Genomic DNA, 7,959 nt, shown 5'->3' on the forward strand with positions numbered 1-7,959 from the left:
TGGACCAAAACCGCCGACGAAATCCTCGACAAGGTCGCCACCTACTGCCGACGAATCTCCGACTCAGGACACTAGGGCCTGTCTTCCGGATCTTCGCGGGGCCACGACGCTCCCCCAGCCCGGCGGCTGGGAGGTGCCCCCACCGTACGGGCTGCGATCCGGCGCCTTGCCGGCGTGCATGGGGTACCTCCGGGCCCCCGAGGGGCCCGGGGGAGCCAGACGCCGCGGCCTGGTCCTCCCCCGGACCGGCGTCCGGGAGGTGCCCCCACGATCCGGAAGACAGGCCCTGGGTCCCGTTCTTCGAAGAGGCCGCCCTGCCCACGGCGCTCCCCCCAAGCCCGGAGGCTGGGCGGTTCCCGCAGGTCCCGACGCTCGCCGCAGAGCCGGAGCGCACGCGCCGTGGAGGTCCCTCCCCCAGCCCCGGGCCTGGGGGAGCCGTGGGCGGCCCGACGCCCCCTGCGAGGACGGCCCCCGGGGCCGTCAGCGCCCGCGCCGGGATCCGGCGGTGAAGCGGTCGGGGCGGAAGAGGCCGATGGGGTGGCCGGTGGCGCCGGTCAGGGCCAGGTCGGCGAGGATCTCGCCGACCACCGGCGCGAACTTGAACCCGTGCCCGGAGAACCCGCAGGCCACCGTCACCGCGTCCTCGTGCGCCGGGTGCGGGGCGATCACGAAGTCCTCGTCGGGCGTGCAGGTGTACAGGCAGGTCGCGGCGCGCAGCAGGCGGCCCGGCAGGGTCGGCACCCGGGGCGCCGCGCACGCCGCCAGGGCCGCCGTCTCCTCGGGCCGCACGGCGCGGTCGACCGTATCCGGCGCGCACTCCGGGCCCCCGCCGTGCAGCGCGGCCTTCACTCCCCCGTCCGGCCCGTCGATCGCGGGGAAGCCGTACAGCGCGGGCTCCTCGCCGCGGTCCCAGAGCCAGACCGGGTGGCGCTCGGGGGCGTAGGGCGCGGGCCCGCCGGCGGGCTGGAACCAGTACATGACCTGCCGCCGCACGGTGAGCGGCACGCCCAGGCCGTCCAGGTGCTCCGGGGCCCAGGCGCCGGGGCACAGGACCAGGTGGCCCGCCTCGTACGCGCCGTCCGGTGTGCGCACCCGGACGCCCGCGCCGCCCGGCAGCGCCTCCCAGCGCAGCACGGGCTCCCCGAAGCGCAGCTCGGCCCCGGCCGCCGCGGCCAGCCGCAGCTGGGCGGCGACGGTGGCCTCGGGCCGGACCAGGCCCGCCTTGTCCTCGTACAGCGCGACTTCGTCGTCCCTGGGGTCGAGCGTGGGGAAGCGCCGCCGCACCTCGGCCGCGTCCAGCAGCTCGTGCGGCAGGTCCCACAGCCGGGCGGCGTACAGGCCGCCGGTGACCACCTCGCTGTCACGGCGGCCGATCCACAGCCCGCCGCACAGCACCGACAGCTCGCGGCCCGCGTCGCGCTCCAGCCGTTCGAACAGCTCGTAGGAGCGCAGCAGCAGGGGCACGTACGCGGTGCCCTCGAAGTACGCCTGCCGGACGATGCGGGATCCGCCGTGGCTGGAGCCCCGGTCGTGGGCCGGGCCGAACCGCTCCAGCCCGAGCACCCGCGCGCCGCGGGCCGCCAGGTGGTCCGCGGCGGCGCTCCCCATGGCGCCGAGGCCCAGCACGATGACGTCGTAGGTGGAAGCCATGAGGGAGATGGTCCTCCGGTGGCCGGAGCCGGTCCGCAGGGGGGTCTACCGCGGGGTCACGGACAGTCCCGGCGGGCCCGTCCGGCGGACCGCTATCGACCCGATCGCGGTGCGCAGCCGCAGCCAGGAGCCACCGGCGACGACCCGGGCCGGTGCTCCGGGGCCGAGGAAGCCGAGGGCGTGGGCCGCGTGCACGGCGCGCAGCGGCAGCGGGGTGCCCGGCAGGGTCCGGGACCACAGCTCCTGGGCGAGCGCGTCGAGCGCGGCGCGGGTGCGCTCACCGGGGGCGAGCCGTTCGGTGCGCTCCCGGAACTCGGCGACCACGGCCTCGGCCGCCGACCGCACCGCGTCGTGGGCCACCTCGGTCAGCGGGCGCCAGCCGCCGCGCGGCGGCAGCAGCCCGGCCCAGGGCGGGCCGGTCACGGCGGCGGGCACAGTGACGCGCCCGGCGGCCTCGTCGACGGCCTCCAGCAGCTCACCGGCCGAGACGGTGACGTCGAGGCCGGTGACGGGCTCGCGCAGCCGGGAGGGCCGCACGGCCAGCACCTCGAAACGCGCCGGCCGGGTGAACACGGCCACGACGTCGCCGTCCGCCTGGAGGCGGGCGGCGGCCGTGCGGTCCCAGCGGAGCTGGCGGCCGAGGAACGCGGCGAGCCGCGCCGCCTCTCCCGCGTCGGCGAGGAGCAGCTCCCGGTGTCCGGTCATACGAGGGACGCGCTCCCCGCCTCGTCGTCCCGGTATTTCTCCAGGAACATCTTCTCCTCGGCGGTCAGCCGCCGCGGCCGGCCGGCCGCCAGGTTGAACGGGACGATCACGGTGCTGGCGCGGGCGTAGACCGTCTCGCCGTCCTTGATCTCGTAGGCCACGGTGGCCGAGGCGTTGCCGAACTCGGCCACCCAGATCTCGATGAGGACGGGCTCGTGCCGGTGGTGGAGCGGCTTGAGGTAGTCGATCTCGTGCCGGGCCACCACCGAGCCGCCGGTGAACGCCCCGGACTCCGCCTGGCGCGCCAGCCGGAACATGAAGTCGATCCTGGCCTCTTCCAGATAGCGCAGGAAGATCACGTTGTTGACGTGCCCGAAGGAGTCCATGTCCGCCCAGCGGAGCGGGCAGTGGTACTGGTGTCGCACGCTCAGCCCCGCGTCAGCTTCTTGTAGGACGCCCGGTGAGGGCGCGCGGCCTCCGGCCCGAGGCGCTCGATCTTGTTCTTCTCGTAGGACTCGTAGTTCCCCTCGAACCAGAACCACGTGGACTCGCCCTCGGACGCCAGGATGTGGGTGGCGACGCGGTCGAGGAACCAGCGGTCGTGGGAGACGACGACGGCGCAGCCGGGGAACTCCAGCAGCGCGTTCTCCAGCGAGGAGAGCGTCTCCACGTCGAGGTCGTTGGTGGGCTCGTCGAGCAGCAGCAGGTTGCCGCCCTGCTTGAGGGTGAGCGCGAGGTTCAGCCGGTTGCGCTCGCCGCCGGAGAGGATGCCGGCCGGCTTCTGCTGGTCCGGGCCCTTGAAGCCGAAGGCGCTGACGTAGGCGCGGGACGGCATCTCGACCTGGCCGACGTTGATGTAGTCGAGGCCGTCGGAGACGACCTCCCACAGCGTCTTCTTGGGGTCGATGTTGGCGCGGGTCTGGTCGACGTAGGAGATCTGCACGGTGTCGCCGACGCGGACCGAGCCGGAGTCGACCGGCTCCAGGCCCAGGATCATCTTGAACAGCGTGGTCTTGCCCGCGCCGTTGGGGCCGATGACGCCGACGATGCCGTTGCGCGGCAGGGTGAACGAGAGGTCGTCGACGAGGACCTTCTCACCGAACGCCTTTCCCAGGTGTTCGACCTCGACCACGATGTTGCCCAGGCGCGGCCCCGGCGGGATCTGGATCTCCTCGAAGTCCAGCTTCCTGGTCTTCTCGGCCTCCGCGGCCATCTCCTCGTAACGGGCGAGGCGGGCGCGGGACTTGGCCTGGCGGCCCTTGGCGTTGGAGCGGACCCACTCCAGCTCTTCCTTGAGCCGCTTGGCGCGCTTGGCGTCCTTCTGGCCCTCGACCTTCAGGCGGGTCTGCTTGGTCTCCAGGTACTTCGAGTAGTTGCCCTCGTAGGCGTAGGCCCGGCCGCGGTCCAGCTCCAGGATCCACTCGGCCACGTTGTCCAGGAAGTACCGGTCGTGGGTGATGGCGACGACGGTGCCGGGGTACTTCGCGAGGTGCTGCTCCAGCCACTGCACGGACTCGGCGTCGAGGTGGTTGGTGGGCTCGTCCAGCAGCAGCAGGTCGGGCTGCTCCAGCAGGAGCTTGCACAGCGCCACGCGGCGCTTCTCGCCGCCGGAGAGGGTGGTGACGGGCCAGTCGCCGGGGGGGCAGCCGAGGGCGTCCATGGCCTGTTCGAGCTGGGCGTCGAGGTCCCAGGCGCCCGCGTGGTCGAGCTGCTCCTGGAGGGTGCCCATCTCCTCCATCAGCTCGTCGGTGTAGTCGGTCGCCATCTGCTCGGCGATCTCGTTGAACCGGTCGAGCTTGGCCTTGGTCTCGGCCACGCCCTGCTGGACGTTCTCCAGGACGGTCCTGGACTCGTCCAGCGGCGGTTCCTGGAGCAGGATGCCGACGCTGTAGCCGGGGGTGAGGAACGCGTCGCCGTTGGACGGCTGCTCCAGCCCGGCCATGATCTTCAGCACGGTCGACTTGCCGGCGCCGTTCGGGCCGACGACACCGATCTTGGCTCCCGGCAGGAAACTCAACGTCACGTCGTCGAGGATCACCTTGTCGCCGTGCGCCTTGCGCGTCTTGCGCATGGTGTAGATGTACTCAGCCAAGAGAAACCGTCCGGCAGGGCTCGTCAGTGGGCAGAACGCAGATGCCACCATCCTGCCGCATGTCCTGGCCACGGCGGAAACCGGTTGCCGGGCAGGACGCGTGAGGGCGGGCCCGGCGGGCCCGCCCCCACGCCCTCCGGTGAGCGCGGCGCGCGCCGCGCTCACCGGTCGGGGGTGTCACTCCTCGTCGGTCCCGTCCGGGTCGTCCGGGTCGTCCGGGTCGGCGGCGGCCCGGCGGCGGACGAGGAACACCGCGGCGCCGCCCGCGGCCAGCAGCGCGACCGCGATGCCGATGAGCAGGCCGGGGTCGGTGTCGCTGCCGGTCTCGGCCAGGTCGGCGGGGCCGCCGCCGAGGGTCTCCGTGCCGTCGACGCCGTCGATGCCGTCGATGCCGCCGGCCGAGGCCAGGACGGGCTGGGCGGCGGGCGCGTCGTCGGTGGCGGCGCAGTCCAGGACGTCGCCGAACTCCCAGTCCGCCCCGCCCTCGGCGGGGTTGTCGATCACGATCGCGTACGCCTGCCCGTCCGCGACCGGGACGAGCACGGACTCGCTGCCGTGGGCCGGGACCTCGACGGTCTCGCCGGCGAGCTCGAACGTGAAGGGCCGGTCGCCGTTGTTGGCGGCGGTGACCTCGACGCCGCCCTCGGCGCAGACCTCCTCGGCGGTGACCGACGGGGACGGCTGCCCGGGGGCGGCCCAGGAGACGGCGGCGCCGGCCGGGATCGACGCCAGGGTGGTGTCGGCCAGGATCATGGTCTGGGTCGGGCGGGCCGGGTCGGTGCCGGTGAAGGCACGGCCGATGGGCACCTCGGCGCTGGCGGTGGCGGTCAGCGAGGCGCTGCCGTCGGCCGCGTCGGCGGGCACCGAGAAGTAGAGCTCGGCGCCGTCGGAGACGGGCTCGTCCTCGGTGACGGGCTCGCCGTCGGCGTCCACCACGGTGACGCCCTGCTCGGCGGCGGCCGGGTCGGGGGTGACGACGACCGCGTCGGCGGTGGTGTGCACGGTGACCGGGCCGATCACCCGGCCCGGCTGCCCGGACACCCGCGGCGGGCTCAGCTCCAGCGACACGCCGGGCTCGGCGACGTCGCGGGCCCGGCCGAGGAGCCAGGTGGTCAGGGCCCGCGCCTCCTCGTCGTCGGGGACGGCGGTGACCTCGTCGGAGAGCTGCCAGATCGCGGCCTGGGTGCCGGCCGCGGCGTCCTCCTCGGTCAGCTCCCCGCCGATCCCGGCCGCGCCGGCCAGGGCGTGGACGTCGACCGTGGGGTAGGAGTGCCGCAGGATCCAGTGGATCCTCCCGGCGTCCTCGTCGCCGGAGAGGGTGGAGGAGGCCCAGTCGGTCTCCTCGTACGCGGCGTCCGCCCGCGTGGGGGTGTTGTAGTCGACGCAGTAGGTCAGGAACGTGCCCGCGCCGCCGGGGGCGGCCATGCGGAACAGGCCGCCGTTGACGTGCCGCTCCTCGCCGCTCTCCGGGACGGTGACGGCGATCTCGCCGAAGATGTCCAGCCCCTGGAGGGTGGCCGTGGCGCCGCCGCCGGGCGGCACCTCGTCGGCCGCCGCGGGGCCCGCCGCGGCGATCGCCCCGGCGGTGAGCAGACCGGCGGCGAGAGCGGTGGCCGCGAGGCGTGGGGCGGTGCGCCTGCGCGCGAGCGTCATCTGTGGTCCCTCCACGAAGTCACGGGCGCGCGGCCGGATGCGGGGCCGGGCGCCCGTCGGGTGTCCCGTGTGCAGGCAGAATCGTAGAGAGGCGATCAGTCAATATGCCCAGCCACCCCATGACGTACACATCTCCGTGAGCAATCGTTATCTGCCCGGCCGGTCCGCCGGGCGGTGCCCGGAGGTCAGCGCCGGATGGTCGGGGACAGCTCCGTGCCGCCGGTGGGCGAGGCGGCGATGACGTACCGTTCGCGCACCTCCCGGTACCGCATCAGCTCGGACGCGACCGGCTCCAGGACGCAGGCGCGGCCCCGGTCGGCGGCCAGCCGCCGCAGCCGCCACTCCTCCTGCTGCCCCCAGGCGCGGGCCGGGCCGCGGGCGGCGATCCGGCAGGCCCAGGCCAGCAGCGGGCCGCCGACGGAGCCGCCGAGCAGCAGGGTGAGCGGCAGCCAGCGGCCCACCACCGGCTGGCCGATGACGGCGGTCACCAGCCAGCACAGGCCGAGGAACTGGGTGGCGAGCAGCACCGCCTGACCGATCGCCGCCACCGACCACCAGCGGGGGCGCGGCATCCGGGCGCGCTCCCCCGGCCGGCCGGCCGCCTGCTCCTCCAGGCCGGTCTCCAGGGCGTGCGGCAGCTCCTCCGCGCCCCGCCAGGCCGCGTCGCGCACCGCGGCGGCCCACGGTTCGGGCAGGCCGTCCGTGGCGTCCGCCGCGAGCTGCCGCACGGCCTGCTCCACCGCCGCCCGCGCCACGACGGGCGGCGTCGCGGCGGGGACCCGCTTGGCGGCCAGGGCGGGCGGCTCGCCCCGGCGTTCGGACTGGTGGTGCGCCAGGCGGCGGACCACCTGGGCCCAGGGCGTGCCGCAGGCGCGGTCGGCGCGGCGCAGCCAGCCGCGTTCGGCGGCCTGGCCGGCGGCCTGGGCGCCGATGGCGGCGGCGAGCCGGTCCTCGAACTCCTCGCGGGCCTGGGCGGTGAGCCCGGCCGGGGCCTCGGCGGCGTCCGCGATGTAGACGGGGCCGAGGCGGCGGGCCACGCCGTCCACGTCGGCAGCGAGCCGCCGTTCGGGGGCGGTGCGGCCCGCTACCAGCTCGCCCACGGCCTGGCGCAGTTCGGCGATGCCGTCGCCGGTGAGCGCGGAGACGGCGAGCACCCCAGCGCCCGGCTCGCCGTGCTCGCCGAGCGCGACGCCGCGCTCGTCCAGCAGCCGCCGCAGGTCGTCCAGGACGGCGTCCACGGCGTCGCCGGGCAGCCGGTCGGCCTGGTTGAGCACGACGAGCGTGACGTCGGCGTGACCCGCGAACGCGTTCAGGTAGCGCTCGTGCAGCACGGCGTCCGCGTACTTCTCCGGGTCGACCACCCAGATGACGGCGTCGACCAGGGACAGCAGCCGGTCGACCTGTTCGCGGTGGGCGGTGTCCACGGAGTCGTGGTCGGGCAGGTCGAGGAGGACCAGGCCGCGCAGGCCGGTGTCCACGACGTGCGCGCGGCGGCGGGCGCGGGCCGGGACGCCGAGGCGTTCGAGCAGGCTCTCGGCGCTCTGCCCGGTGCCCGCGTCCCAGGTGCAGGAGACGGCGGTGGCGGTGGTGGGGCGGCGCACGCCGGTCTCGGAGAGCTGGGCGCCGGCCAGGGCGTTGAAGAGCGTGGACTTGCCGCTGCCGGTGGCGCCGGCGATGGCGACGGCGGTGTAGGAGTCGGGCAGCCGGTCGCGGGCCGCGGCGTCGTCCAGGACCCGCCCGGCCTCGGCGAGGACCTGTTCGTCGAGGCGGGTGCGGGAGAGCCCGACCAGCTCGCGCAGGGCGCCGAGCCGGACGCGCAGGGCGCTGTCGGCCGGTTCCCCGGGCACGGTCCGCGCGCC

The 7,959-nt window shown here is 75.1% G+C and carries 6 protein-coding genes; all 6 read right to left on the reverse strand.

What is annotated here, in order from left to right; translation table 11 throughout:
• Positions 1-480 precede the first annotated feature (480 nt).
• Positions 481-1,650 carry an N-methyl-L-tryptophan oxidase gene (gene solA, locus ACSNOC_RS26140; RefSeq protein WP_436750039.1) on the reverse strand — a complete coding sequence of 390 codons (1,170 nt, stop codon included), beginning with the start codon at positions 1,648-1,650 and terminating at the stop codon, positions 481-483.
• 45 nt (positions 1,651-1,695) lie between these two features.
• On the reverse strand, positions 1,696-2,355 hold the full coding sequence (locus ACSNOC_RS26145) for a hypothetical protein (RefSeq protein ID WP_436750040.1): 660 nt from the start codon (positions 2,353-2,355) through the stop codon (positions 1,696-1,698).
• The gene (locus ACSNOC_RS26150; protein ID WP_436750041.1) at positions 2,352-2,780 is read right to left on the reverse strand and encodes an acyl-CoA thioesterase; all 429 of its coding nucleotides are present in this window, start codon (positions 2,778-2,780) and stop codon (positions 2,352-2,354) included. The genes ACSNOC_RS26145 and ACSNOC_RS26150 overlap by 4 nt, the downstream gene beginning before the upstream one ends.
• A gap of 2 nt (positions 2,781-2,782) precedes the next feature.
• Positions 2,783-4,447: an energy-dependent translational throttle protein EttA gene (ettA, locus tag ACSNOC_RS26155; RefSeq protein ID WP_436750042.1), complete on the reverse strand. Its 1,665-nt coding sequence runs from the start codon at positions 4,445-4,447 to the stop codon at positions 2,783-2,785.
• 177 nt (positions 4,448-4,624) lie between these two features.
• Entirely contained in the window at positions 4,625-6,100 is a 1,476-nt protein-coding gene (locus tag ACSNOC_RS26160; protein ID WP_436750043.1) for a thioester domain-containing protein, read from the reverse strand.
• Positions 6,101-6,285: 185 nt separating this feature from the next.
• Positions 6,286-7,959 (reverse strand): GTPase (locus tag ACSNOC_RS26165; RefSeq protein WP_436750044.1); only part of this gene is annotated, 1,674 nt, incomplete at its 5' end.

Origin of the sequence: Streptomyces sp. URMC 129, assembly GCF_051386415.1 — a bacterium.
In the GTDB taxonomy this organism is placed as follows: domain Bacteria; phylum Actinomycetota; class Actinomycetes; order Streptomycetales; family Streptomycetaceae; genus Streptomyces.

Excerpts from the sequence above, each read along its gene's own strand:
- solA (WP_436750039.1), bottom strand. The coding sequence starts at position 1,650 with ATGGCTTCCACCTACGACGTCATCGTGCTGGGCCTCGGCGCCATGGGG.
- ACSNOC_RS26160 (WP_436750043.1), bottom strand. The coding sequence starts at position 6,100 with ATGACGCTCGCGCGCAGGCGCACCGCCCCACGCCTCGCGGCCACCGCT.
- ACSNOC_RS26145 (WP_436750040.1), bottom strand. The coding sequence starts at position 2,355 with ATGACCGGACACCGGGAGCTGCTCCTCGCCGACGCGGGAGAGGCGGCG.